This window comes from Rudaea sp. (assembly GCF_057139185.1).
In genome coordinates this window covers 55,992-80,440 of the sequence record NZ_DBNHDN010000007.1, presented here as the reverse complement: position 1 = coordinate 80,440, position 24,449 = coordinate 55,992, and the positions used below count along the sequence as shown (strand labels likewise).

Annotated in this window: 23 protein-coding genes; 12 read left to right on the top strand and 11 right to left on the bottom strand. The window is 61.0% G+C overall.

Features of this window, described 5'->3' with window-relative positions:
• On the bottom strand, positions 1–3,072 hold the full coding sequence (locus tag AC16HO_RS02880) for a BPTD_3080 family restriction endonuclease (RefSeq protein ID WP_395643908.1): 3,072 nt from the start codon (positions 3,070–3,072) through the stop codon (positions 1–3).
• A 183-nt stretch (positions 3,073–3,255) separates the two neighbouring features.
• Here AC16HO_RS02880 and mobI point away from each other — a divergent pair, with 183 nt between their 5' ends.
• The 3 genes from mobI to AC16HO_RS02865 all read left to right on the top strand — a co-directional run bounded on the left by mobI (position 3,256) and on the right by AC16HO_RS02865 (position 6,596).
• On the top strand, positions 3,256–3,804 hold the full coding sequence (mobI, locus tag AC16HO_RS02875; protein WP_395643907.1) for a conjugative transfer protein MobI(A/C): 549 nt from the start codon (positions 3,256–3,258) through the stop codon (positions 3,802–3,804).
• Between the two features lie 475 nt (positions 3,805–4,279).
• Positions 4,280–5,113, top strand: a complete 834-nt coding sequence (locus tag AC16HO_RS02870; RefSeq protein ID WP_395643906.1) for a hypothetical protein — start codon at positions 4,280–4,282, stop codon at positions 5,111–5,113.
• Between the two features lies 1 nt (position 5,114).
• Positions 5,115–6,596 (top strand): DUF2779 domain-containing protein, encoded by a 1,482-nt coding sequence (locus AC16HO_RS02865; RefSeq protein WP_395643905.1) that lies wholly within the window; start codon positions 5,115–5,117, stop codon positions 6,594–6,596.
• A gap of 14 nt (positions 6,597–6,610) precedes the next feature.
• Here the strand turns inward: AC16HO_RS02865 and dnaB are convergent, their stop codons facing one another.
• Positions 6,611–7,987 carry a replicative DNA helicase gene (dnaB, locus tag AC16HO_RS02860; protein ID WP_395643956.1) on the bottom strand — a complete coding sequence of 459 codons (1,377 nt, stop codon included), beginning with the start codon at positions 7,985–7,987 and terminating at the stop codon, positions 6,611–6,613.
• A gap of 269 nt (positions 7,988–8,256) precedes the next feature.
• Here dnaB and AC16HO_RS02855 point away from each other — a divergent pair, with 269 nt between their 5' ends.
• The 3 genes from AC16HO_RS02855 (at position 8,257) to AC16HO_RS02845 (ending at position 10,911) form a co-directional block, all read left to right on the top strand.
• Positions 8,257–9,270, top strand: coding sequence for a helix-turn-helix transcriptional regulator (locus tag AC16HO_RS02855; protein ID WP_395643904.1), 1,014 nt, complete (start codon positions 8,257–8,259; stop codon positions 9,268–9,270).
• 330 nt (positions 9,271–9,600) lie between these two features.
• The gene (locus AC16HO_RS02850; RefSeq protein WP_395643903.1) at positions 9,601–10,206 is read left to right on the top strand and encodes a hypothetical protein; all 606 of its coding nucleotides are present in this window, start codon (positions 9,601–9,603) and stop codon (positions 10,204–10,206) included.
• A gap of 393 nt (positions 10,207–10,599) precedes the next feature.
• Entirely contained in the window at positions 10,600–10,911 is a 312-nt protein-coding gene (locus AC16HO_RS02845) for a hypothetical protein (protein WP_395643902.1), read from the top strand.
• A gap of 131 nt (positions 10,912–11,042) precedes the next feature.
• On the opposite strand, the gene AC16HO_RS02840 is transcribed toward AC16HO_RS02845, so the two are convergent.
• Both AC16HO_RS02840 and rmuC read right to left on the bottom strand, forming a co-directional pair.
• Entirely contained in the window at positions 11,043–13,832 is a 2,790-nt protein-coding gene (locus AC16HO_RS02840) for a hypothetical protein (protein WP_395643901.1), read from the bottom strand.
• Positions 13,829–14,311, bottom strand: coding sequence for a DNA recombination protein RmuC (rmuC, locus tag AC16HO_RS02835; protein WP_395643900.1), 483 nt, complete (start codon positions 14,309–14,311; stop codon positions 13,829–13,831). Before rmuC ends, AC16HO_RS02840 begins: the two co-directional genes overlap by 4 nt.
• Positions 14,312–14,636: 325 nt before the next feature.
• Here rmuC and AC16HO_RS02830 point away from each other — a divergent pair, with 325 nt between their 5' ends.
• From AC16HO_RS02830 to AC16HO_RS02810, 5 genes are all read left to right on the top strand, one after another.
• Positions 14,637–14,840, top strand: a complete 204-nt coding sequence (locus tag AC16HO_RS02830) for a hypothetical protein (protein ID WP_484335285.1) — start codon at positions 14,637–14,639, stop codon at positions 14,838–14,840.
• A gap of 141 nt (positions 14,841–14,981) precedes the next feature.
• Complete coding sequence (locus tag AC16HO_RS02825) at positions 14,982–15,206, top strand: hypothetical protein (protein WP_484335284.1); 225 nt, start codon at positions 14,982–14,984, stop codon at positions 15,204–15,206.
• A gap of 30 nt (positions 15,207–15,236) precedes the next feature.
• Entirely contained in the window at positions 15,237–15,602 is a 366-nt protein-coding gene (locus AC16HO_RS02820) for a hypothetical protein (protein ID WP_395643897.1), read from the top strand.
• Positions 15,603–15,632: 30 nt separating this feature from the next.
• Positions 15,633–15,989 carry a hypothetical protein gene (locus AC16HO_RS02815; RefSeq protein ID WP_395643896.1) on the top strand — a complete coding sequence of 119 codons (357 nt, stop codon included), beginning with the start codon at positions 15,633–15,635 and terminating at the stop codon, positions 15,987–15,989.
• 131 nt (positions 15,990–16,120) lie between these two features.
• Complete coding sequence (locus AC16HO_RS02810; protein WP_395643895.1) at positions 16,121–17,209, top strand: hypothetical protein; 1,089 nt, start codon at positions 16,121–16,123, stop codon at positions 17,207–17,209.
• Positions 17,210–17,325: 116 nt separating this feature from the next.
• On the opposite strand, the gene AC16HO_RS02805 is transcribed toward AC16HO_RS02810, so the two are convergent.
• The 3 genes from AC16HO_RS02805 to AC16HO_RS02795 all read right to left on the bottom strand — a co-directional run bounded on the left by AC16HO_RS02805 (position 17,326) and on the right by AC16HO_RS02795 (position 21,824).
• Positions 17,326–18,492, bottom strand: a complete 1,167-nt coding sequence (locus AC16HO_RS02805; RefSeq protein WP_395643894.1) for an ATP-binding protein — start codon at positions 18,490–18,492, stop codon at positions 17,326–17,328.
• Between the two features lie 234 nt (positions 18,493–18,726).
• Positions 18,727–20,376: a long-chain-fatty-acid--CoA ligase gene (locus AC16HO_RS02800; RefSeq protein WP_395643893.1), complete on the bottom strand. Its 1,650-nt coding sequence runs from the start codon at positions 20,374–20,376 to the stop codon at positions 18,727–18,729.
• Positions 20,373–21,824, bottom strand: coding sequence for a carboxylesterase/lipase family protein (locus tag AC16HO_RS02795; RefSeq protein WP_395643955.1), 1,452 nt, complete (start codon positions 21,822–21,824; stop codon positions 20,373–20,375). Before AC16HO_RS02795 ends, AC16HO_RS02800 begins: the two co-directional genes overlap by 4 nt.
• On the opposite strand from AC16HO_RS02795, the gene AC16HO_RS02790 reads away from it, so the two are divergent.
• The gene (locus AC16HO_RS02790) at positions 21,772–21,996 is read left to right on the top strand and encodes a hypothetical protein (RefSeq protein WP_395643960.1); all 225 of its coding nucleotides are present in this window, start codon (positions 21,772–21,774) and stop codon (positions 21,994–21,996) included. The two genes, AC16HO_RS02795 and AC16HO_RS02790, sit on opposite strands and share 53 nt — an antisense overlap.
• A gap of 4 nt (positions 21,997–22,000) precedes the next feature.
• Here AC16HO_RS02790 and AC16HO_RS02785 read toward each other — a convergent pair whose 3' ends face one another.
• The 4 genes from AC16HO_RS02785 to AC16HO_RS02770 form a co-directional block, all read right to left on the bottom strand.
• Positions 22,001–22,582 (bottom strand): DUF1214 domain-containing protein, encoded by a 582-nt coding sequence (locus tag AC16HO_RS02785; RefSeq protein WP_484335283.1) that lies wholly within the window; start codon positions 22,580–22,582, stop codon positions 22,001–22,003.
• 79 nt (positions 22,583–22,661) lie between these two features.
• On the bottom strand, positions 22,662–23,150 hold the full coding sequence (locus AC16HO_RS02780; RefSeq protein WP_395643891.1) for a DUF1254 domain-containing protein: 489 nt from the start codon (positions 23,148–23,150) through the stop codon (positions 22,662–22,664).
• 157 nt (positions 23,151–23,307) lie between these two features.
• The gene (locus tag AC16HO_RS02775) at positions 23,308–23,832 is read right to left on the bottom strand and encodes a DUF1254 domain-containing protein (RefSeq protein ID WP_484335282.1); all 525 of its coding nucleotides are present in this window, start codon (positions 23,830–23,832) and stop codon (positions 23,308–23,310) included.
• Entirely contained in the window at positions 23,829–24,446 is a 618-nt protein-coding gene (locus AC16HO_RS02770) for a DUF1214 domain-containing protein (protein ID WP_395643889.1), read from the bottom strand. The genes AC16HO_RS02775 and AC16HO_RS02770 overlap by 4 nt, the downstream gene beginning before the upstream one ends.
• Between the last annotated feature and the right edge of the window lie 3 nt (positions 24,447–24,449).

The following is a 24,449-nucleotide window of genomic DNA, read 5'->3' as shown; positions in this document are numbered from 1 at the left end:
TCAGGCGTCCTTTGCCGGGGTAGTTGCGGCGTCGATCATCTGGCTGAATTTCTCGCTCACTTTCTCGGCGAAGTCGTCCTGCATGGCATATACGTCGGTGAACTCTGCGAAGGCCCAGCGGCCATGGCTGCCGAGGTGGTTGACGCCGGGAATCCAGTAGGTGTCCATGGTTGCCTTTTTCTCCTTGGCATCCTCGCGACGATAGCCCTTTATTTCCACGACCAGGTGCAGCGGGTCTTGCGCGCCTTTGCCGTCGTCAACCACAACAATGAAGTCCGGAAAATACCGGCGCGTGGTCGAACCGAAGCGATACGGCACTTCCAGCCCCAAGCCGTGGTTCTTGACGTAAGCCAACACCTTGGGATGCGTTTCGGCGACGCGGCAGAATTCGGCTTCCCAGTCGCTGTCGAGTATCACCCAATTGACGTGGCACTTGGGCGGCGGGCCTACGGTTTCCCAACGCAAACTGCGCGAGGTGGTGAAGTTGACGTGCAACGTCGAGCCGACGGGATTGTACGGATCGAGAATCGCCGTGACCGCCCGGCCCTTTTTCAGTTCCTGCGTGGTAATCGCGCGCGTGATGCGCTCGCAGGCCATGTCGGCCAGTTCCTGATACAGCAGTTGCGCCGGAAACGTGCCGCCCTTGCAGACCAGACAGGTGTCGAGCCATTGCTTGGTGATGCGCTTCAACTGGCCGAACAGGTGCAGCTTGGGCTGTTCGCCCTGATCGCGCCATTTGCTGTAGAGCAGGCGCTTGGTAAGGTTGAACAACAATTCAGACTGGCGGAATTCGCCGGTGTGGATGAGGTTCAGATCAACGGCCTCGCCGATGATGCCGGAATTGCGCGTGACGGAAGGCCCGACGATGTCCGGCGTCAATTCGAGGATGGCGTCGTCGTTGAATTCAGCGCTCAAGCGTTCTTCCGGCAGCTCGACGCGATAGCCTTGCACGCGCGGGAAACGGATTTCCAGCGCGTCGCGCTCGGGTCGCACGGCCTTGACGTGCACCGTTTCGCGCGGTGGCTGCGGCGGCGCGACGACGGGCTTGGCGGTGAAATCGAACGGAATGCCGAGCACATCGGCATACTCGACATTGAACAGCCCTTGTTCGTTGAGTTCATAGGATTGTCGCCGCAAGGCGCGGCCGATGACCTGCTCGCACAGCAACTGCGTGCCGAACGCGCGCACGCCGAGCACGTGGGTGACGGTGTTGGCATCCCAGCCTTCGGTGAGCATGGCGACCGAGACCACGCAACGGATGGATTCGCCGAGCCGGCCTTGCTTGCCGACCGTGTTCATCACTTCGCGCAGCAAATCCTGGTCGGTGATCTTGTCGGCCGCGCGCACATCGCCCGTGCGCTCGACGATCTCGCGCCGGAAGCGTTCGATTTCGTCTTCGGCCATGCCGCGGAAGTTGTCGTCCAGCGCCTCGCCCGATTCGAGCTGCTCGCTGTCGACCAGCAAGGTGCGTGGACGCGGGATCGGATTGCCATGCTCATCGAAATTGCGGAACAGCTCCAGCCGGCCGTTCTGCAGCGTGGTCGAACCATCTTCGTTGGGTTGATGAAACCCCGAGATGTAGTCGTACACCAGCTTGGACGTGGAGGTGTTGTTGCACACCACGATGAAGCACGGCGGCACCTTGATCCTGGCCTTCTCCCACAGCGCAAAGGTTTGCGCGTAGTGGCCGTAGAGCGCTTCGAGCGCGGTCTGCAGTTCGACTGGAATGCTCAGCGGGTCGAGTTGGTTGGCCTTGCCGCGGCCTTTCTTCGGCATCTTCGGACCGATGTGCTTCCACAGCTCGCGGAACTTCGGCATCTCGTTGCCGGGGATATTGTCGGCAACCGGCACGCGCGGCAGTTTGACGATGCCGCATTCGATCGCGTCCATCAGCGAGAAATCGCTCATCGTCCACGGGAACAGCGTGCCTTCGGCGTAACCGGAACCGCTGAGAAAAAACGGCGTGGCCGACAGATCGACAACGCGCGCGAGTCCGAGTTTGCGGTTGACGGCTTCCAGGCCCGAAATCCACAAGCGCGCGGCCTGATTGTTCTCCTCGGCTTGCTTCTTGTCTTCCCCCTTGAGTTCTTCCTCGTCTTCAGAAGGCGGCTTCTCGCGGTAGCAGTGATGCGCCTCATCGTTGATGACCAGGATATTCTTCATGCCCATCAGATCAGGCATGACCCGCTGCAACATCTGGCCTTCGGTTTCCAGTGTGTCGAGCTCCCCACCGCCACGGCCTTGCAGCAGCAGGCGTCCGCCTTTGGAAAGCTCGACGCGCTCGCGGCGTTTGAAGGCGTGATAATTGGTGATGACGATCTTGGCGCGCTCGATTTCGCCGAGCATGTCCGCCGGCACCAGCTCGCGGCTGGCGTAGTAACTGTCCGGATCGTTGGGCTGGAGGACACGCAGGCGATCGCGAATCGTCAGGCCCGGTGCCACGATCAGGAACCCGCGCGTGAACTTCCTGCTGTTCGGATGGCGCGCGGCATTGACGGTCTGCCAGGCGATCAGCATCGCCATCACGGTGGTCTTGCCCGCACCGGTGGCGAGCTTGAGTGCAAGGCGTGACAGGTCGGGGTTCGCGTCGGCATTCGCCTTGGCGAGGTGCTCCATGAATCGATCGCCGGCCTTGCCGACCTGCGGTGCGACTTCGGTCAGCCAGATCGCTGTTTCGACCGCTTCGACTTGGCAAAAGAATGGACGGACGCCAGCGAATGGGTGATTGCGCCAGTGTTCGAGCAGGCGCGCGGTTTCCGGCGTGACCTTCCACTGCGCTGGCGGAAGCTGGCGCCACAGATCGACTTCCTTGCGCACCGCGTTGATGATCGCGGTGTGGCTGTATTGCTGCGCGTCGCTGGACAGGCCCTTGCCTTCGTCGAACACTAGCGCCGCCTGATCCGCAGCACCCTTGCGCTTGCGTGGCTTCGGGATCGGCGTGATGAACTCGGCCGGGCGGCGGTTCGAAACGATGTTCTGCGTCGGCTGCCCGTAGCCGTCGAGCTCCCAATGGCGCGCGGGATACGCGTAGGGCGAATTCAAAATCGGCCGTTCGAAGAAAAGGTCGGTCATCCGTTGGTCCCTGACACATTCGTTCACTGGGAAAAACGAGGATAGCTGGTTCACCCTCAATTTCGCAGGTTACCCCCTGAACCTACCCATGAAAAGCCATAGAAGCCGGGGTAAGTCCGGGGTCGAAGGGTGCAAGGATGCAACCGCGGCGGATGTGGCTGCGCACACACGAGGAGCAGCAAGATGAATTTGAAATCAAACGGATCGCCAATCGGGGCACGACCGGCATCAAGACCGAGTGCGGAGAATATCCGCGTCCTGGACCTCGCATTTGCAGATTTTGCGAGGGGCCTCAACGACCGCGCATGCTCGCAGGTGAACGAGCAGGTAAATCTTCTGTTGGAAAAGGCAGAAAAAATTGCAGATATATACGTTTTGATTCAACGCGTGCGCCAATTTTACAGCAAGGTACCTGACCCGCTGTCCATCAGGGTGCGTCTATGTCATGGGTCATTGTCGATTGTTTGGATGCGAACTTGTATGCACCCAATTACCGGGGGCCGCTATGCCGTTCCCATCCAAAAGGGCAACGGAACTCGATACCAATACAAGGAACTCGAAAATTACGCATGCAGCTGGATGCGCGACGTTGTTCAGGACTGCGAAGATCGGTTCTCTGAGATCCGAGCGTTGAGCCTGAGACTTGTGCAACTGCGTCGTTCGGTTGGAACGAAAGTAGCTGAAATGATGCAGATATTGGAAGGAGCGCTTGGACCTGGGTTAAATGGGTGAAGCCGCGCCCTGCGCTCTGGTTCTATCTGAAATCCCTGCTCCGCTCACCGATCTATTCCAGCAACGGCGGCTAGTCCTGCATCGCCTTGGCGACAAGGTGTCGCGCGCCGGCCCGGCGCTCGATCACCCCGTCGATGGCGAGCAGGCGCGATTCGCGGCGCACACACCAGTAAGGTCGGCGGAAATATTTTGCTGATTCGCACCATCGGCGTATGCTGCTCCTGTGCCATTCACCGAGACCGCCCCATGAAGCCAGACAATAGTGCAAGCGAGCGCAGGGCGTTGACCGAAAAACTTGTCGAGCGGCTCTTTCTTGGTACTTCCGACGAGATACACGAGTTGTTCGTTCGACTCGGTGTTGAGCCCGTGTATCTTTCCCGATTCGCTCCGACGCCGAATGGGTCCGACGAATCGTCGCAGAATAGTTGATCACGCAGCTTTCGCTGTGCCCGGTGCGACGGCCGGGTCTTGTTGCTTGCAGTTGATCGGCGACTCGAACACGGTCCTTGATAACTTTGAGCCGCCGTATCCCGAACGCGCACTGGCGACGCATGCCGTGAGATTCATCGGCGAAGCCGCACGCCGCAATGTCCATTGCGACACCATCTGTCGCATCGCCCTGATACAAATGACGAATCGGAAATCTGGCGGGCACGCGTATCGGCGGCCTGCAAGATCTTCCGTGACCGTACCAGGGGCTTGTATCAGCATGAACCGTTCAATCGACATCCACGCCGCGTGTCCAACCTGTCTGGAAACGCGCTTCATCATTCACCCCCACACGCTTGCATTTGCGCTGCGCCAGACGCAGGCGAATACGCGCATCGGCATCACTGGCAGGCGCGCTGCGGTTTGTCCGAAGTGTGACGCCTACGCGTTGATGCAGGAATTCACCTGGGGTGTGCCGGTCTACTCGCCGGCCGACCGTGCCGTCATCACGATCCACGACTACTGCAAGGTCAACGACAAACTCTTGCTCGCATTCGGCAAATTGCCGTTTTCGATCCAGGCGATCGAAGGCGCGTTGCAAATGCGCAAGCTCGTTCGGCGCGGGCCGTTGATGTTCGCCGACGATGGCGTTGCCCCGCTTGAGCGCGATCTGCTGGGACCGACCGGCATTCCGGACGACGATGCCGCCGACGGCATTTGGCTGGGTGAACTTCGGCGCTTGTCTTGTGGGCTGATGGAAAAGCCTGCGCTGCCTTTGCTCGACGCGGCTATCCGAACGGTGATCGAGCAGGTACCCTCAGGTGTAGGGGCATCAACGCCCCGCGACAGAATGCATTCGCATCGAACGAGGCAAACGTGACATGGCCATCTTGACGAAATCCCGTTTTCAATCTGGCCGGCAATGCCTCAAGCGGCTTTGGCTGGAGAAGCACAGTCCTGCGTTGGCCGAAACGGATCCATCGCAGCAGGCCCGGCTCGACGCCGGCACCCATTTCGGCGAGGTAGCTCGCACCCTGCTTGGCGGCAGCACGGGTGTGCTTGTCGATGCCGCACCGCATGAAACCAACAAGGCGCTGGCGCAGACACGCGAGTTTCTTGCCCAGCCACAGTCGCGCCGACCGATGCTCTTCGAGGCCGCCTTCGAGCATGAGGACGTCTTGGTTCGCGTCGATGCCTTGCAGTGCAAGGCGCAAGCCGATCATCTGATCGAGGTGAAGTCATCCACATCGGTCAAGGAAGAACATCTGTGGGATTGCGCCATTCAGGCCTGGGTATTGCGCGGCGCGGGGCGTCCGGTGAAGGCGATCAGCGTTGCCCATATCGACAACACATTTGTATACAAGCGCGAGGGCGACTACCAGGGGCTGTTGCAGAAAGAAGCCTTGACCGAGCAGATCGAAGCGCTGCTCCCGGAGGTTCCCGAGATTGTCGCGGAGCTCAAGGCAGTGGTGGCGGGGCCGAAGCCAAGAATTGCCACCGGGCGGCACTGCTCGAAACCTTATCCTTGCCCATTCTTCAACCATTGCCATGGCGCTGAATCGCATCCGGAGTACCCGATCGAGGATATCGGAAGCGGAAAGAAACTACTCGAACGCCTGCGCGGTGCAAGAATCGACGACCTCAGGAAGGCGCCGCTCGAATGGATCGAGAAGCCACGAGCGCGGCGCATTGCGCAAGCATCGCGCACCGCGAAGCCGGTGGTTTCGATGGAATTCGCTTCGCAACTCGATGCCATACCGTTCCCGCGTTACTACCTCGACTTCGAAACCATCGCCTACGCCGTGCCGAGATGGCTTGGCACGAAGCCTTGGAAAAACATTCCATTCCAGTTTTCCTGCCACGTCGAGCAGTCGGATGGTTCGCTCGAACACCGCCAATTCCTCGACCTGTCCGGCCGCGATCCGCGTGTTGATTTTGTCGATGCACTGCTTGCCGCCGCGGGAAAGACTGGGCCGATCATCGTCTGGAACCAGAGTTTCGAAGCTGGTCGCGTGTGCGAATTGGCGGAGGCATTTCCCGAACAGGCGGCAGCATTGCTTGGATTGACCAAGCGCATGGTCGATTTGCTGCCGATCTACAAGGAAAACTACTACCATCGCGACATGCATGGCTCGTGGTCGATCAAGAGTGTGCTGCCGACGGTTGCTCCCGATTTGGACTATGCCACGCTGGAAATCTGCGACGGCGGCATGGCCCAGGACGCCTACGCCCGCGCCATCGCGGCCGATACGAACGATGCCGAGCGCGAGGCGATTCGCCGCAACCTTCTCGAATACTGTGAACGCGATACATGGGCGATGGTGCGGTTGGCGCGGTGGAGGCCGGAGAAGGCGAAGCGATAGGGCAATTGGCGCCCTCAGTTGCGCAGTCGGTCCTCGCCCACAAGATTTTCGAATCGTGTGAACTGGCCCAGGAAGGAAAGCCTGACCGTGTCAGTGGGGCCGTTGCGCTGTTTGCCGATGATGATCTCGGCGACACCGGGAGCCTCGGACTTTTCGCGGTTGTGGTAATCGTCGCGATAGATGAACAAGATCACGTCGGCATCCTGTTCGATCGCGCCCGATTCGCGCAGGTCGGCCATGACCGGGCGCTTGTCGGGGCGCTGCTCCAGGGATCGATTGAGCTGCGACAGCGCGATCACGGGGACATCCAGTTCCTTGGCCATCGCCTTGAGGTTGCGCGAGATCTCGGAGATTTCCGTTGCGCGGTTCTCGCGATTGCCGGGCACCTGCATCAGTTGCAGGTAGTCGACCACGACCAGGCCGATATCATGCTGGCGCTTGAGGCGCCGCGCCGCAGCGCGCAATTCGGAGGGTGACAGCGCCGGCGAGTCGTCGATGAAGATCCTGGCGCCTTTGAGCTGTGTCAGGGCGGCGGTCACGCGCGGCCAATCCTCCTCTTCGAGATCGCCATTGCGCAAGCGTCTCTGGTTGATTCGACCCACGGAAGAGATCAGGCGAAACGCCAACTGTTTCGCCGACATTTCCATCGAGAAGATCGCCACTGCACGGTTGGATGCCAGCGCGGCGTGTTCAGCGATATTCATTGCGAATGCGGTCTTGCCGACGGACGGACGGGCGGCAATGATGATCAATTCCGCCGGCTGCAATCCGGATGTCATGTCGTCGAGATCGCGGTATCCGGTGGAAAGTCCTGTGATCGCCTGCTTGCTTTCGAACATCTTCTGCAGCGATTCCCACGCCTGCAGCGCCGCCGCCTTCACCGTCACGAATCCCTTCTTGCCGCGCGCGCCGGCTTCGGCGATGGCGAATACCTTGCGCTCGGCCAGTTCAAGGACTTCCTGCGAGCTGCGCGATTCCGGGTCGAATGCCAGGCCGGAAATTTCGCCGCTGGCATCGATCAACTGCCGCAGGATGGACTTCTCGCGAACGATGCCTGCGTATGCCTCGATGTTCGCTGCGCTCGGTGTCGCGTTTGCAAGCTGCACCACATAACCGGCGCCACCGACCGTTTCCGCGAGCTTGCGTTGCTCGAACCATTCACCCAGGGTGACGGCGTCGTAAGGCTGGGACCGCTCTTTCAAGTCGCCAATGGCGCGGTAGATCGTGCGATGGTCCTCGCGATAGAAATCTTCCGCGGACAACACGCTGGCGATTCGGTCCCATGCCGTGTCGCTGAGCATCAAGCCGCCAAGCACCGCCTGTTCGGCCTCGATGGAATGCGGCGGGATTCGCAGTGCGCGGATGTTGGAAAGCCTGCTTTCGTGTCCCATGGATGCAGAAGCCACTCGTCGCCAGATGCCAACAAGCATGGCGCGGCGTTGCGACACGCGGCGTCGCATGGAGCAAATTCCGTGGAGATCCCTTTTGGTACGTGTCACTGCGGCCTGCAAAATCTGGCTGCTGGGCAGCTCACGCAATCCACAGCACTCATATTGACAACCCGAATCCTGCGACGCAGATTGTCGCCTGTTCATGCAATAAGGCGCACAACGAAACACAGCGCCCGCGCATGTCGCACTCACACAACCGGATAGCGGTCATGTCCAAGCATCAGGATGCCTTGCTGCGCCAATGGAGCATGTTGCGCCGCGTGCCGCGCTATCCGGCCAAGGTCACCGTGCAAGCGTTGCGGCGGAAACTGGCCGACGACGGTTTCGAGATCACGCAGCGATCGTTGCAACGTGACCTCAACGAATTGTCGAGTACATTCGCCATCGCCTGTGATGATCGCGAGAAGCCGTACGGCTGGAGCTGGCAGAAGGATGCGCCGAGCTTCGACCTGCCCGGTCTTACGCCCGCGCAGGCGCTTACGCTGGCGATGGCCGAGCAGCATCTGCAGAACCTGCTGCCATCGCCGATGCTCGACCAACTGCGCCCGTACTTCCTCGCCGCGCGCCAACGCCTCGACGCCGAACCCGCGCCGCGACGCAGCCGGCGGTGGCTCGACAAGGTGCGCTCGGTGCCGGCGACACAGGCGTTGATGGCGCCGTCCATCGACGCCGGCGTGCAGGACGCCGTGACCGAGGCCCTGCTGCACGAGCGCCAACTCGACATCCGCTACCGCCGCCGCGGCGAACGCACGGACGCGCAGGCGCGCGTGCACCCGCTCGCGCTCGTGCAACGCGGCCCGGTGCTCTACTTGTCCTGCCGCTTCTACGACTACGAGGATGCGCGCATGCTGCCGCTGCACCGCATCTCCTCCGCGCAGGTGCGCGAGGAAGCCGCACGCTATCCGAAAGACTTCTCGCTCGACAAACAGATCGAGGGCGGCGAATGGGCATTCGGCTCCGGCAAGAAGATCAAGCTGGAAGCGGTCTTCGAGGCCGCGCATGGCGGGCATCTCTACGAGACACCGCTGTCCAAGGATCAGAAAATCGACGTGTTGCCGGATGACCGACTGCACGTCACCGCGACGGTCGCCGATACGCCTCAGCTGGTGTGGTGGTTGTTGGGATTTGGAAGCGGTGTGGAGGTGATGTCGCCAACACGCTTAAGGGGGAAAGTACAAGCTGAAGCGTTGTCGATGAGGAGGACATACCTTCGATCACATTGAAAGTTTCCGCCGTTGCCCGTTGAGGATATAACAAGGTTGTGGCTTGTCGTGCTTGGTTCGATACTAGCCGAAGCTGATCCGTTTCGGTGAACATGACCTGGGGAAGACATCCGTTTTGGCGAACTGGTGTGTGTCTCTCGTTTGGACGCTTGAACCCAGGAGGTGACGCTGTGGCGAACAGCAAGTTTACGGATACGCAGGTAAAGCAGCGCGCTGTGCGGTGTACAGATCTGGCTCTAGACGTCTTGTCAGCGCGACAGGTGGAACTTTCGCTTGACGGGGAAGCTTACGAAACGCGCAAACGGTTCCTGGAAGAATAAAGGCTTATCGATGACGAATAGAACAGGTGGCATGACGCGACAGGCCTGGTTGGATCTGGCCCAGCAAAGCGATATTCGGGAACGAATCAAGAAGGACGCTGATCTCGATGACGTCCAGACCATCGTTCGCATTGCATCAGCTTTTTCGTCGTTGGGTTGGGACGAAGCGGTTGCTTGCTTGCACATGGTGTATGCATGGATGCCAACCATGTTGCGCGCCACCCCGACCCTTGATCAGACTGAACGCAAAGAGGTATTGGATGCGTTGAATGCTGCGCGACTCGGGCATGTTCTGAAACAGGACGAATTGAAACGTGTTGCATTTTTCGCCAATCGCTCAATTGTTGGAGCCTCCAAGCTACTGCACGTCCTGTCACCAGCACACTACGCCATCTGGGATTCCAGAGTTGCCAATGTATTTCTTTGGAATGGCGTGACTATCGGTACGTTTTCGACAGTTGAGCGCTATTGGGATTACATGGAAAAGCTGCGCAGCTGGGTCAAGGACACGGATGTACTTTTGCAGTGCAGGCAAATCCGCGATCTCAACGTTGCGCTTGCCAATGCGACAGACTTGCGGCTTGTCGAGCTCGTCCTGTTCAGGGCCGGAAAATGACAACGTGGACGTTTTGACCCTCCACGATTCCCGATGCCGTTCATGAAGCTTCGCGATGGGACAAAAGCCTGCATCCAACCGGACCGACTCTACGAGCAAACGGCAGTTCGGGAAAATCACTCCTTGCCAAGTTTGCGTTGCTTGGCCGTGCAAATGGCCACCATGCCCATTCCGATCGAACCCAACGGGGAGAAGATCGAGGAATACTGCCCATGGGAAACGGCATCGCCGAGCATGAGCACACCGGCCACGCCAAAGAAGTGTCCCCAAAAACTCAGTGGTTGCCGGGCAAAAACCCGTGAACCCTGTCATAAAAAGGTATAGAAGACCGGGTGGACACAGGCTCATTTGCCACTATCCTCGATCTGCATTCACAACATATAAAGGTGAAGCATGAATTGGATCAAAATTCAAGAAATTGACGCTGCCGCGTTTGAGGCCATGCATGGCTTTGCGGCCACTTGGAACCATCGGATGACTTCCGGCTTCAAAGAGTTGGATCAGCGCGGCGAAATTCATTACTCAGGAGATTTTGAATTCAGGTTCTCCTCAAATGATGTCGGCGAGCTGATTGGCGACATCACTTTTCCCCGGTGGGCCGCGGCGCATTTAAAGGGTTCAGTACCTGAGCTGAAAAAACTTTTGAGGCAGTGCACAACTGGTAATGCCGTTCTCAATGATCGTCGATGGAATTTTTTCTACTGAGCTTCGCTTACCTGAAATCCCTGTTCCTCGCATTCAGCTGTTCCAATATCGGCGTCCGCGAGATCTTCCGTGAATTGGCCATCAGCGCGACCTGTAGCTGGCCTGAGAATCGCCGCGCAGGTCGCCCGACCTCAGCTCGTGTGAGTCAGTGTGTTTTCGAGGTAGCCCGGAAGATGCCCTACCAGCACGCGCTGGTTATCTGCGTCATAGGTGAAGTAGCACCTGAACACGGTTGTTGGATCGAAGCCACCACCGCGACTGACGTGCATGTCCATGGTAAGCACCTTGTCGCCAAACTTGCGCCGATACCGATTCGCATACCGCTGGTTCTCCACCGCAGTTCCCACGGGTGATATGTCGACCCCGAGCTGCTTGCAGCGCTCCTCGCAGCGAAGGCGCGGTGCCTCATCGTTGGGCGCCCTGGTCTTCATGGGAATGTAGGCATTCACCAACAGGTGCAGCACCTTGTAAGCAAACGCGATGTCACGAAATGGTGAGTTGCTGGCTGTCTTCACAGCCATGGGGTGGAGCACCAAACGGTTTTGCCCATACAGTTCAATCCAGCTTTGCAGATCATCCCACCGCTCCGGCCATTCTGGTTCCACAGAGTCCACCACGTCTTCGTGTGGTGTTACCTTCCATTGGTATGCGCTCTTGTACCGTTCTCGGCGAAGCTCGTCGATCGCCTCATCGCGTTCACGGGTGAGCATCGCAATTTCCAAGCGCAGGTCGGTTACCTCCCGCGTGCGTTCGCGTACCTGCGCTTCGTTTGTCTCGAGGCTTGCGTTTTGCTCTGCAACCAGTTGTTGCAGCCGCTCGATGCTTTCCTGCGCTGTGCGCGCCGAGCGTTGTGTCGCATCGAGCGCGCTACTGACGCGCCTGGCAATGATGCTGCGCCGCGCATCGGGGAATGTCGGTACTGCTACGTCCAGATTGGATGGCTCAATGGCCCATGCACATGCTTCCTGGGTAATTCGATCGACCAATTGCTTGTCGCTTGTGCTGTCGCGCCCAACTGAGATCACTGGATGCGTAAACGGGTTGTCTGTGCGCGCCAACCCAGGCTGGTAGAGCCGCACCGCGTTTCCGTAGACAGCAAAGGATGCCCCAATTTGCATCTTGAACTGGGCGACCGTTTCGTGGTCCAGCCAAGCAACGGTGGCAACACCCGCGAGGCGTTTTGCCAGTACCCCTGCGATCTGACGCATGCGCTCTGCTTCATTACTGTAACTGGCCACCAACACAGGATGCGCGCGCAAAGGATCCATCAGCTCTTTCACACATCTATCGATGTCGCCCGCGGAGATAATTTCCCACGGTTTGGCGCGAAGTAATCTGCCGCCATCGTGCAATCCCACTTTGTCTGCCAAATCAATGACGAAGGCCGGCACCGCCGGCTGCGGCGGAGGCGCGCTGGCATTCAATCGAATTTGCTCGATGCGCAAGGCCATTTGCGCCTGCGGTTGTGCAGCCAGGATCATCTCGACGCGCCAGAACGCGCCCTCGGTCATTCCGCGCCTGTCATCCAAGCGCATTGCCCACAGCCTTGCTCCATCTGCTTCGATCGTGACTTCCTCGCTTACGTCATTAGCGGAGAATGTCGCCGCGTTTTCATCAACGCGAATCTTCTTGCGATCGGCGAGCCATGCGCAGACGATCTTCACCGCTTGCTGGACTATGTGTTCCGGATCTGCCCTAGGTTGGCCAATCTGTGCGTTGACGGCCAGAACTGGCCACGTTCCCTTGCCTCGCACCGCGCGCGCCATTTCAGGCCGCGGCATTTGGTATTCCTTGAGCGGCTGTATCTCCTCGCCCAGTTTGTCCTGACGCACAGATACATGCGGTTGTTCGGCGTCTTCTCGTGCCGAGGGCACCTCGGGAGGACACTCATCCATCGCCGCCTGCAACCAACTCATGCGTCGCACGCGCAGGCCGCTCGGATCCCCCGTGTCTTCTTCCGGGAACAGTGCCAGCGCGGTGGCTGGTAACTTGCCGTCTCTTACCACCCACTCCCCATCTATGTCGCGATCGCAGTACTCACCGCTTTCCAGATCGACCAGGTGGAATGGCGAGGCCATCAATGCGCGTATCGGGCGTCCTTTGATGGTCTGCTCGCACACCGTACCAATCACATCCGCCACCGCGCATCGATGATCCTGGGGAACCGCCGCTTGCATGGCTGTCCACAGTTTCATGATGCGCTGTATGTCCGCATCGGCCTTGGCGCACGCGATCGGCGTCACGGCTGTTGCGCGCGACAGCACTCGTACCCAATAGATCAACCCGCTGGGCATTCGTGGTGCATTCGCGCCTTCGAATGGCCCCCGAACGATCGGGTCAGTGTCGTAGCCTCGTGCGACAAGCCAGCGGATGACGCTTCCGATTCCCACTTCCGAGTCGGCGCCCCACAAGACGTACTTACCGTCTTGCGTATATCGATCGAATGCAGGCCACTCGACGATTTCGCGTGCGTGGTCCAATCCGTAGGTTGAGTGGACCATCAGCACGTCGGCCGTGTCAGCGATCTTGTCGAGGGCCGCCCGTGTCTCCTGCCGGAGAATTGTTGGCCTCTTGACCAGATTCAATGCGTTGAATTGGGCTCGTCTTGGCTTCGGCGCCGCCGGTGCGTTGATTGTCCATGACGCCGCCGATCGGCACACTCGGGTGAAGACGGGCAGCAATGCTCCGTCGAATGCCGCCATAATTGGCTGGGTGACTCCGACGACAGCCACGCGCGGGTTGGTGAGTTCGTTGTCGACGAAGTAATCAACAGCCCAAGCCGCCGGATACACGATGCGCGTGATCCGCTCCTGATCATGGCTCGTGAAGTCCGCCAGCCGTGTGAACGGCGCTCGCGACGTCTTGGCGAAAACCGCCTGCCATGTCAGGCGGCCGTTCGCTTCCGTTGCCTCAGAATTCATGGCGTCTGCTCCATCGGTTTTGCTTCGTCGTCGGCTTTCGTCCACTGGTCGCGGGTCTGGTCGGGTGCGCGGAGTGGCTTCTCAACCCCCAATAGTCCGGCGATTTTCTGTGTCGTCCCACTGAGCTTGATCTCGTTGAACTTGTGCGCACGCGGCATGACGCTTCGTTCGATGGATCCGACCATGGCGTTGTAGCCTTGCTCGGCCGTTTTCAGCCCATCGCCGCAGCCCTTGATGTGTGACGCCATCGTCCCGATGCGTTTGTAGAGATCCGTCCCCATCGCGTGCAGCCTGCGCGCGTCATCTGCGATGCGCTCCTGCCTCCATCCCATCGCAATCGCGCGTGCCAGCCAGCTGATCGCACGATGGATGCGCACGCGCGTGACTTCGGCGTGACGTTCGCCATCACGGTGCAGCAGACCCTTCAGCGCAGCGGCCTTGCCGGCTGGTCGCATTTCATTCTTCTGGTTCTTGGCCATGCGTGGATTGTACGCATCAAGTTGCCGAGGTTCCGAAGGACTGCGCAAACAGGTTTCGCTGCGCGCTCGCGCCAACGCAATCTGCGATCGGCTCTCCAGGCCGGTTGTGCCATCCGGAAGCCGTATGCCGGTCCGTGTCTCACGCCGTGAGATTCCGCCAATTCGGCCGCCGCAAGAAATTTCGTGCAAACGGGTCGGTTGGAGTACAAAAGAAGAGAGGGTCATTTTTTCCTCGTCTTCCAGCCACTGCCCACAGGAGCCCATGAAACCACGCCCGATACCGATTCGTCTCGCAACCGCGCATCGCGGCCACGATCACCGCGCCATGGCGCAGTTCCCCGGCGTCGACCAGCCCCTGCGCAGCGGCCGCGGCCCGGATCGCGAGTCCGCCATCGCCGCTGCCCTGCATCGCACGTGCATCTTCTACGCCGATCCTGATCTGGAGCGCGAAGTCATCCTCGCCGAGATCCGCGGCGCCGATCTCGTGCTGCTGCTCGATGACATCACCCTGCGCCCGGTCGCCGCATGAAATTTCATTGAAACCGGTGGTTTCGCGTATTTTGGAATTGCACTCCTGCGCCTTCGGAGGTTCACATGACACAGCTCAACCGGCTTTCCGATATTCCAAGCTGCGATGGCAATTTCTGCGGCAGCCACCGGATTTGATGCGATGGGCAAGCACGGCCTCAAGGTTCTTCGTGAAAGGCACGGGCTGTCCTTGCTCAAGGGCTGCCGCGAAGCATTGGAACAGGAACTGCTGCGTGCGTGCATCGGGCCCAGCAATGAAGAACTGCATCGCGTCATCGAGCGTCTTTTGCCACGCGGCAAGTTGACCCTGGCCATCCGCAACGATGCGCCGGCCACCGATGCGCTGCCGCCAGACGCGGCGCAGTAATCGCTATCGAGAGTCCAAAGGAGACATCACATGACTGATCCGATCACCCGTCCCACGGCCGGAATGAACTTCCAGTACCACGATGCCGCGAAGGTACAAACGCGCCTAGCCAACCTGGGCCTCACGGCCAGCCTGATCGAGGCCGAAGGCGTGCGCACGTTCCACACACCCGATGCCGTCATCGTGGCGCTGAACGAAGCCGATGTGCAGCCACGATCCTTGCAGTTCCTTTCGCGTGTGCTGGCGATGGTCAAACGCGACCATGCCTGTCGGCTGATCTCCGGCATGCCGCTGCCGGAGCTGCCCCGCCCGCGCTTCAGCCGCCGTCGACGGGCGCAGCGTCCGGAACATGCGGCTGCGCGCCCTGCTGCGCCGACCCAGCAAGCCATTCGCTGAATTCATTTTCCACGACGTTGCGGAGCAGACATGTACGAATTTGAAATGGCAGCTCGATTTTCGAGCATCGATTCGGTGTTCGAAGCCGCGCGCGAAATCGTGCCGGACCTGACCCTGGTCGAGCTCGCCCGAATCGGAAGCCAGGACGCGACATGCGAGGAATTCATCCGGGCACTGTACGAAGCCGATCGACAGCTGCCGCCACAAGAAACCGTGCGGCAGATCTGTCTGGCCGCAAGGCGGCAATTGCGTGTGGAGTCGGCGTTCCTCGCCCGACACGCAAGGTACAGGCCGGTTCACCCACGCAACGACATGGTCCAGCACGGCAATGCGTCCGGACCGTGCCCGCAATTGAGAAAACCCGGACCAGTGATCGTGCCGCCTTGAAGGCGATGTCGACATCGGTTTGTCCAATTGCGCAAAATACTTGAGGACACCAAACTGTACGGCACCGGCTCGCGCAGTCGTGGTATATCTTGTTCGCATCAGGTACTGAGATTTTTCATCTGGGGAGCCTCATGAAACAGATTCTGGCAATCGTGGCCACATTGGCCTTATACGTTGGCGTGAGCGCGGTGGCATACGGGCAGGCCGCCCCATACCCGCCCAATCCAGCGTACATCAACGCCAGCCTCGCGCCCATCTTTCCCTATCGCGGCACGTACTACGATCCGAAGCAGCCGGGTACCGGGCTTCAGGTGGACGTGGGCGCCACGGGCAATGCGTTCGTGACGTACTACTCGTACGACGCGAACGGCAACACGGCGTGGTACATCGTGCAGGCGCCGTATCAGCCCAGTGACGAGGCCACGCGCTGGACGACGGGTGTGATCGGCACCCTCACCGGACCGTTCTACCAGGCCAAGCACGGCCAGTGCCTGGGTTGTCCCTACACGCCGACGGGCGGCGCCGAGGTGTCGCCGTTCACGGCGAACCTGGTGTGGGTGAACTCGCGCGAGGTCAAGATGACGGTGGGTCCGCAGCAGTGGGACTTCATCGCGCCCAACCTCGATGGCCTGACGGATGGGGATTATCTTACCGGATCCTGGGTGGTTGCAGCGACCTCCAACTACACCGGTTACCCGAAAACCGCCACGTCCACCAGCAGTGGAGCGATCAACCTCGTTCCCAATACCACGCCGGTGGTGCTTGGCGAAGGCGCAGACCCTGCGGTGGCGATCCCGGCGAGCGCCAAGACCTACGTCGCCGTCTGCGGGATTCCCGTGCCGAGCACTGTCGGGCTGCCAACGGTCGTGCCACGCAACTTCAACCTGTTTTGCGATGAAACCATTGCCGGAATCGTCGGGGAAGTTGACATCGGTTCGAGTGACATTTCGATGGTTGGCGTGGTGCCGCTATTCTGGTACGACAAGGCCACGAACCGAATGGGCCTCGAGGCGGCGCTACGGCAGATCGTCGATGGCAGGAGTGTGCTGGCCATTGGCCCGCGCAACCTGCATTACGATCTGTACCTGGAAGGACCGGACTCCATCTTGGGTCGCGGCATCGTGGAAAACCCGTTCTACCCCAACCCATACAACGTCGACGGCATGCTGAATGCCGGCATTGTCATGACCAAGGTGCCGGGCCCTGTCGCCGAGATGTGAGGATTGCGCTGGCCCCATAAGCCGGGTGATTGAGGCAAAACGCGACCCCGCGAACCTACCCATTGGCGCGTATTGAAAGTTGACCAGGGACGAAATCCGAAGGAATGCGAAATGGCTCAAGCCTGAGCAAGAATCTCGCACAGCTCGATGAGGGAAACGGCTTCGACGTCCTTGGCGAGCGGAAAGCGCTCGACGCCGCCGTACACCGCCCAACTCCGATTCGGTCGCACGGATTCGCAGGCCAGATGGAACCCCCGATCGAGTTTCGGCGCGAGCCCGCGCTTGATCTCGATGGCCCAAGGTTTGCGCTGGCCGGGTATCTGCAGCAACAGGTCGATCTCCGCGCCGGCGGCGGTGCGATAGAAGTACGCGTCGGTGCCGGCGGGCGCGGCGGCGATCAACGACTCGATGGCGAGGCCTTCCCAACTGCCGCCGACCACCGGATGCGCGAGCAGGGCTTCGGAGTCGGCGATGCCGAGCAAGGCGTGCACCAGTCCGCTGTCGCGTACATACACTTTGGGCGACTTGACCAGACGTTTGCCGACGTTGCCGTGCCACGGCGCGAGGCGGCGCACGAGCAACAGATCCACCAGCAGGTCCAGATAGGATGCGACCGTCTTGCCATCGACCGCCAGCGCACGCGCAAGTGTTGCGGCATTGAGCAGGCCACCTTGCTGATGCGCGAGCATGGTCCACAGTCGCCGCAGCGTTTCCGCGGGGATGCGCGGTCCGAGCTGCGGGATGTCGCGTTCGAGGTAGGTGCGGATGAAGTCCGCGCGCCAGCGCAGGCTGGCCGCGTCGGAACCGGCCAACAGGCTTTCCGGGAAACCGCCGCGCAGCCATAGCGCGGCGAGGCGCTTGCGGCCGACTTCGCTGGCGTCGAGCGAGCCGAGTTCCAGGTAGCGGATGCGGCCTGCGAGCGATTCGCTCGACTGCCGCAGCAGGTCGATCGACGCCGAACCGAGCACCAGGAAGCGACCCTTGCCGCGCCCGCGCCGACGGCCGGCATCGATGAGTCCGCGCAGGGTCTGGAAGAGCTGCGGCACGCGCTGGATCTCGTCGAGGATGACCAGCTTGTCCTCGTGCTGCGCTAGGTACAGTTCCGGCTCGGACAGCTTCGCGCGGTCGCCATCGGATTCCAGATCCAGATAGAGCGAGGGCCGTGCCTTGGCCACCTCGAGCGCGAGCGTGGTCTTGCCGACCTGGCGCGGCCCGAGCAGCGCCACGGCCGGACTTTCGGTCAAGGCGGCGTCAAGCTGGGGCAGCAGGTGGCGACGAATCATTCGTGCAATTATGGACCGATTATCCAGAAATGCAAGGATGACGGACTCGACACTGCTCTGTACGACGTAACGGTCGAGTAACACCGCCTAATTACTTCAGCGTGATGCGCGCTGTCGCCAAACGCGAATACGGCAAACTTTCATCTGGCGACACATTTTCCCAAAGATACTGCGTGTAGCCGCTCGTTCGCCTTCGCACAGTTTGGGGTATCAGGCTGGAAGTGCCCGGTCGTTTCAGACCTGCTTCGTTGTTGCCAGCTCGCGCTCCTGCAGCATGCGCCACGCCACCTTGCCGGTTGCGCCACGCGGCAGCGCGTCGACGAACTCGACGACGTGCGGCGCCTTGTAAGCCGACATGTGTTGACGCGACCACGCGATCAATTCGTCGCCCGTCAGGGACTGGTTCTTGCGCAGAACCACCAGGGCCTTGACGCTCTCGCCGCGATGCGGATCGCGGCAGGCGATCACGCATGCCTCCTGCACCGCGGGATGCCCATGCAGGATGTTCTCGACTTCGGCGGGCCAGACCTTGTATCCAGAAGCGTTGATCATGCGCTTGAGGCGATCGACGAAAAAAAAATAGCCCTCATCATCGACATAGCCCAGGTCGCCGGTGCGGAAATAGCGCATGCCGTCGACGTCGACGAACACGGCTGCCGTATCGTCCGGCTTTCCCCAGTAGCCCTGGAACACCTGCGGGCCATTGACCAGAATTTCCCCAACCTCGCCGACCGGCATGGGCGCGAGCGTCGTCGGATCGACCACGATCGAGGTAGTGTCGTTCATGGGAATGCCCAGGCATTGCGCTTTTGGATGCTGCCGGGGGTTGGTGTGCGTGGGCGCCATCGTCTCCGACAGTCCGTACCCTTCGATATAGGTCAGGCCCCACAACTTGCGGATGTGTTCGGCCACCGCCTTGGGCATGGCCGCGCCGCCACCGCTGAGTAGGCTCACCGACGCAAGATCGAAGCGATCCAGCCCGGGCTGGGCCAGGAAGTCGATCAACATGGCCGGCGTTGCCGTCCAGTTTGTGACGCGATGACGCTCGATCAGCATTGCCGCGCAGCGCCGATCCCAACGCGTCATCACCACGATGGTGGCGCCAGCATAGATCGCGGCGTTGAGGCTCATCTGCAAGCCGGTGACATGGAACATCGGCAGCGCGGCCAATACGACCTGGTCCTTGGCCACGCGACTGAACTCGATGCTGGATATGGTGGTGTGCATCACGCTGCGATGCGTGTGCATGCAGCCCTTGCGCACTCCCGTGGTGCCGGAGGTGTACGGTATCGCCGCAAGGTCATCCGGGCCGTTTTGCATTGGCGTCGCAATCGGCGCGTGGTGCAGCGCGTGACGCCATTCGATCGCACGCGGTATCGCGATGCGCTCGGCGACGACCACTTCCGGTAGCGGCAAGTCGGTGCCCGCATCGGCATACTCCGAATAGCAGGCGCTGATCGCATGCTCGAGTTGGTCGTCCAGCCGCGGCAGGATGTTGGCGGCCAGTTCCTGACCGAAGATCGCCACCTTGCTACCGCTGTCGCCCAGGACATCGCGTACTTCGTCCACGAGGTTCATGGTGTTGATCAGGACGGCGCTCGCATCCGCACGCAGGATCGCATAGAAGGCAATGGCGAATTGCGCGCTGTTCTGCAGATACAGGGCCACGCGGTCGCCACGCTTCACGCCGCATTGTTGCTGGAGGTAACCTGCAAGCGCATCGACCTGGCGTTTCAACTGTGAATAGCAAATCGTGTTGCCGTAATAGGCGATGGCCGTGCGCGCGGGATAGCGCGTCGCCGCGACTTCGAGGTTGTAATACAACGAGGTCTGCGGCAATTCCAGGTGCCAGGGTACTCCGGGCGGCCAATGACTGAGGTTCATGGCATGCGGCTCGCAGCATTCGGACCAAAGAAGCGGTCGATCGCGTCGAGGATCTGGGCGCGCAGATGCGCCGTCTGCCCGCTGCGCTCATTGCCGATATCCATGGTGTTGTCACCGGCCGGGTCGTAGCGCTGCCATGTGCCCAGCGCACACGCGGGCGTGCCGCGGCGCACGAAGGCCGCCCAGCAATCGGCGACGGTGGCAGCCATGGTGAGGTCACGTTTGTTCAACGCCCCGCTGCCACCGGTTTCGGACTTGTCGAGGGTGTCGAAGACGTAGGGAATTTCGCCACCATGCGGCGCACCTGGCATCGCATCGCGGCGTGCGGCGCGAACATACCCGAACCGGTACAACCAGGTCGGAGCCAGTCGCGATTGCTCGCGCGCAACCCAACGCGCCGGCGCTGCCATCACCACATCGCCGAACAGATGTTGCAGGACGGCTTTCTCACCGTCCGCCTCGCCCTGGTACAGGTGCTTGACGGCTGGACTGTCGGCCAACTGCCGCATCCGCGGCCTGGGCGGCACGGCGTTCATCAAACTGGCTTCCCAGGTGTTGCTGCCGATCAGCAAGGGCACGGCCGCCTGCTTGCCGGCGAGAAAGACCGCAGACGGGTCTTGCGAGACTGTCGCGCCATCGAGGAATGGTCCGAATCCGAGCTGGTGGTCGGCCATCTCGGCCTTGATCAATTGCGCTACCGGAATCTTGCGCAGGGCATCCGCATCGACGTTGGCGTCGAGCCCCGCGGCGGTGAACCCCGCCTGGATCTTGCTCGTCATGTCTTCTCGCGTGGGGGTCTTGCGCCACCCGCCGCCCGATTCGACGATGGCCTGCGCGAACAAGCCGCGTGCGGCATCCACCGTCATCAGTTGCAGCACCGCCTCGCCACCGGCACTCTCACCGGCAACCGTCACGCGCCGCGGATCGCCGCCGAAGACCGCAATGTTCTTCTGCACCCAGCGTAATGCGGCGATCTGATCCAGCAACGCAAAGTTGCCTGGCCCGTGTTCGCGGTTCAATGCGGGCGCGGCGAAGTACCCGAGGTAGCCCAACCGGTAATTGATGCTGACCACGACGATGCCACGCTGCGCCAGCTTCGTGCCGTCGTAGTACGGCGACGAGGCATCGCCGAGCATGTTGGCGCCGCCATGAATCCACACCAGCACCGGCAGCGGATGCGCAGCGACGGTTTTTGCAGGTGCCCACACATTGAGATTGAGGCAATCCTCGCTTTGCGCGAGCGGGACATGCGCTGAAAGCGTGCCAGATGGTTTGGCCGGTTGCGGGCACGCCGGTCCCGCGCGGGTTGCATCACGCGTGTCCTTCCACGCCACCGCGGGAACCGGTGCGCGCCAACGTCGATCGCCGGTGGGTGGCGCCGCGAACGGGATGCCCATGAATACGCGAACTCCATCGCGGCTGGTCCCTGCGACGCTGCCATCGCTCATTTGCACGCGCGGTGCTGTCGTTGCATCGCGCGCTGCAATGCTGCTGCACGGCAACAAGATCGTTGCCAGGATCGCGGCGAATGCAATCGACGCTGGAGTTCGCATGGATGCCGATTCCTTGTTGAAACAAACTGATTTCATGCCCTTGTCACGCAAGCGCAAGCAAGAATGACGCGTCACGATCTGGGTTGCGCCTGGCAGGACATTCTGCGGATGTCAGGAAGATTCGGAACCGTGCCTTCGAGCACCGCCCGTTCGGGTTGATAAAGGCGCATGGTAAGACTGAAGTCGCCGCTATTGCGTGTTGATAACCAGTTCGCTGCGCCGTCGCGTGTCGCCGCAACACGCACCGACCAAGAACCATCCGGTACGGCGGCAACCGCGTCACTGCCGACGTCATTGGCGTGATCATCGTTGCGCGGCAGGAACAGATCGCTGGCGTATAGCGTCAAGGCCCACCATTGCCCCGGCATGGCCTTGCCGGTGACTTCATAACTGCACGCGTCGGTCAACGCCCGACCATCGTGGTCGCGCGTCGCGATGTAGTAGGCGGCCTCGTCACGGCTCAGCGCCAGCAGGCCCGTGCGAGCAATGCGCGCACGCGTGTAGGCGTCGGCGTGGGTCGAACCCGAAAACGTGTCCCCGCGCCACTCCGGGTGACCAGGTATGGGTCGAATCGAGGTTTCCCCGGTAGCCCACCAGGCGGTGCCGAGTCCGACCACGGTGCCGAGCAAGATCGGCAACAGCCAGCGCAACAAGACGGATGAAGGCGTCACGAGCATTGCCTCCGGCCACGTACTGGATCGGTCGCGTTGGCGAGCACGGCCTGTCGCGCACTCATTGCACGGCCTCGCATCGATCTTCACTTTGCGCTGCCTTGATCTGTGGCCATTGCGATTCGCTCGTTGCGCGGCGACGAATCAACGCGATGCCGCGCTCCGAGGGCGAGCGCACGAGGGTGACGCCGGCGGGTGGTTGCCGGCCGGCCGCGCGATCTGCCACCAGCCAGATGTCGACGCCCGACGGTGCGGTGCGATTGTCCCAGACATGAAAATTGTCGGTATTGGCGGCAAACAATGACAGCGACCAGTAGTCGTTCATCGGTTGCACGCGCATGCGTACCGGCCCGTTGCGCAGATCGAAAACGCATGCGGAGTAGGCCAGTTCAGGCGAAGGCCTGACTACCGTGCGGGAGGCGGCAGTTACGCGTTTGGCAGCGACCCACTTGTTGGTGCTGACGTGCTTCTCGATGCGGTCCATGGCGCCTTGCATCAGCACGTGGGGAATCGCATGGACGACGATGACGTGGGTGGCGACCGCGGCCACGACCAAGAGCACAATTGGCACGAGATATCGCTTCACGTGTCCTGCGCCGGTCGACGGGAACCACGGCGGTTGGCGCGCGAATCCTGCCACGCTCCATCAAACACGCCGTGACCCGACCCAAGGTATCCGCCGTTGCGCAGGGACAACCCGGGCATGATCAAGGAACGACTTCGCATCGATCTGCCCGCCGCGCCTGTTCGATTCGACCCCACGATGCATCGCCCTCCACATGCCGGCGAATCAGGGCCAGGCCGCGGTTGGATGGCGATTCCACCACGGTCACACCGGCAGGCGGTTGGCGGCCGGCATCGTGGCTTCCCAGCAACCAGATGTTTGTGCCCTGCGGACTCGATCGATAGTTCCACGCGCGGAAATTTTCCGCGTTGGCCGCATACAGCGACAGCGACCAGTAGTCGTCCATCGGCTGCACCCAGAGGTGCACCGGCCCGTTGCGCAGATCGTAGACGCAGGCCGAGTAGGCGAGCTCCGGCGACGGATGCACCACGGTGCGTGATGCCGAGGTGACGCGCGGGGCTTCATACCAGGCGTTGATGCCGCCGCGGGCGATGTTTCGGTTTATCGCACCGCGCATGAAATAGTACGGTTCGATCTGCACGACAGCGATATGTGCAATGACGGCCAGGATGACCGCCAGCAACACCGGGCCCAGAAAGCGCTTCATGAGCCGTGCTCCGCTTCGCAAGACATGCGCTGGATCGCGGGCAGGTCCGGTACTTGGCCATCGACAACCGCCTGGGTCGGCAGATACATCCGAAGCGTCAGCACGAATTGGGTGCCGGCATTGCGGGTTGACAGCCAGTTCGAGGCGCCATCACGGGTCTTGCCAATGCGGATGGACCACTTGCCATCCGCTCCAGCGACGACATTGGTGGTACCGATGTGATTGGCGTGGTCGTCATTGCGCGCCAGGAACCCGTCGGTCGCGTACAAGGTCAACGACCACCACTGGGCCGGCAAGCCCTGGCCGGTGATCTCGTAATCGCATGCCGTGCTCAAAGGACGGCCTTGCCGATCGGCAATGGTGTGGCAGTACTTGGCTTCCGAGGTGCTCAGCCCGAGCAAACCGTAACGTGCGGCAAACGCACGCACGTACATGTTCGGATGCTGTGCCGCCGTTGCGTGCTTCGTGCGCCATTCCGGATGCCCGGGCACGGTTTGCATAGGGTCCGCCATTACGCTGGTGGCCAGCAAGGCGGTAACCACGCCAACAGCGATACCCAGCAGCCCCGCCAAGACCCATGTGAAAACGCGCACACGCGACGTGTCGGAGGCCATCGC

What these genes read in the sequence shown, in the direction of transcription:
- AC16HO_RS02880 (WP_395643908.1), bottom strand. Translation starts at nt 3,072, where the DNA reads ATGACCGACCTTTTCTTCGAACGGCCGATTTTGAATTCGCCCTACGCG.
- mobI (WP_395643907.1), top strand. Translation starts at nt 3,256, where the DNA reads ATGAATTTGAAATCAAACGGATCGCCAATCGGGGCACGACCGGCATCA.
- AC16HO_RS02865 (WP_395643905.1), top strand. Translation starts at nt 5,115, where the DNA reads ATGGCCATCTTGACGAAATCCCGTTTTCAATCTGGCCGGCAATGCCTC.
- dnaB (WP_395643956.1), bottom strand. Translation starts at nt 7,987, where the DNA reads ATGGGACACGAAAGCAGGCTTTCCAACATCCGCGCACTGCGAATCCCG.
- AC16HO_RS02855 (WP_395643904.1), top strand. Translation starts at nt 8,257, where the DNA reads ATGTCCAAGCATCAGGATGCCTTGCTGCGCCAATGGAGCATGTTGCGC.
- AC16HO_RS02850 (WP_395643903.1), top strand. Translation starts at nt 9,601, where the DNA reads ATGACGAATAGAACAGGTGGCATGACGCGACAGGCCTGGTTGGATCTG.
- AC16HO_RS02845 (WP_395643902.1), top strand. Translation starts at nt 10,600, where the DNA reads ATGAATTGGATCAAAATTCAAGAAATTGACGCTGCCGCGTTTGAGGCC.
- AC16HO_RS02840 (WP_395643901.1), bottom strand. Translation starts at nt 13,832, where the DNA reads ATGAATTCTGAGGCAACGGAAGCGAACGGCCGCCTGACATGGCAGGCG.
- rmuC (WP_395643900.1), bottom strand. Translation starts at nt 14,311, where the DNA reads ATGGCCAAGAACCAGAAGAATGAAATGCGACCAGCCGGCAAGGCCGCT.
- AC16HO_RS02830 (WP_484335285.1), top strand. Translation starts at nt 14,637, where the DNA reads ATGGCGCAGTTCCCCGGCGTCGACCAGCCCCTGCGCAGCGGCCGCGGC.
- AC16HO_RS02825 (WP_484335284.1), top strand. Translation starts at nt 14,982, where the DNA reads ATGGGCAAGCACGGCCTCAAGGTTCTTCGTGAAAGGCACGGGCTGTCC.
- AC16HO_RS02820 (WP_395643897.1), top strand. Translation starts at nt 15,237, where the DNA reads ATGACTGATCCGATCACCCGTCCCACGGCCGGAATGAACTTCCAGTAC.
- AC16HO_RS02815 (WP_395643896.1), top strand. Translation starts at nt 15,633, where the DNA reads ATGTACGAATTTGAAATGGCAGCTCGATTTTCGAGCATCGATTCGGTG.
- AC16HO_RS02810 (WP_395643895.1), top strand. Translation starts at nt 16,121, where the DNA reads ATGAAACAGATTCTGGCAATCGTGGCCACATTGGCCTTATACGTTGGC.
- AC16HO_RS02805 (WP_395643894.1), bottom strand. Translation starts at nt 18,492, where the DNA reads ATGATTCGTCGCCACCTGCTGCCCCAGCTTGACGCCGCCTTGACCGAA.
- AC16HO_RS02800 (WP_395643893.1), bottom strand. Translation starts at nt 20,376, where the DNA reads ATGAACCTCAGTCATTGGCCGCCCGGAGTACCCTGGCACCTGGAATTG.
- AC16HO_RS02790 (WP_395643960.1), top strand. Translation starts at nt 21,772, where the DNA reads ATGAATACGCGAACTCCATCGCGGCTGGTCCCTGCGACGCTGCCATCG.
- AC16HO_RS02795 (WP_395643955.1), bottom strand. Translation starts at nt 21,824, where the DNA reads ATGAGCGATGGCAGCGTCGCAGGGACCAGCCGCGATGGAGTTCGCGTA.
- AC16HO_RS02775 (WP_484335282.1), bottom strand. Translation starts at nt 23,832, where the DNA reads ATGAAGCGCTTTCTGGGCCCGGTGTTGCTGGCGGTCATCCTGGCCGTC.
- AC16HO_RS02770 (WP_395643889.1), bottom strand. Translation starts at nt 24,446, where the DNA reads ATGGCCTCCGACACGTCGCGTGTGCGCGTTTTCACATGGGTCTTGGCG.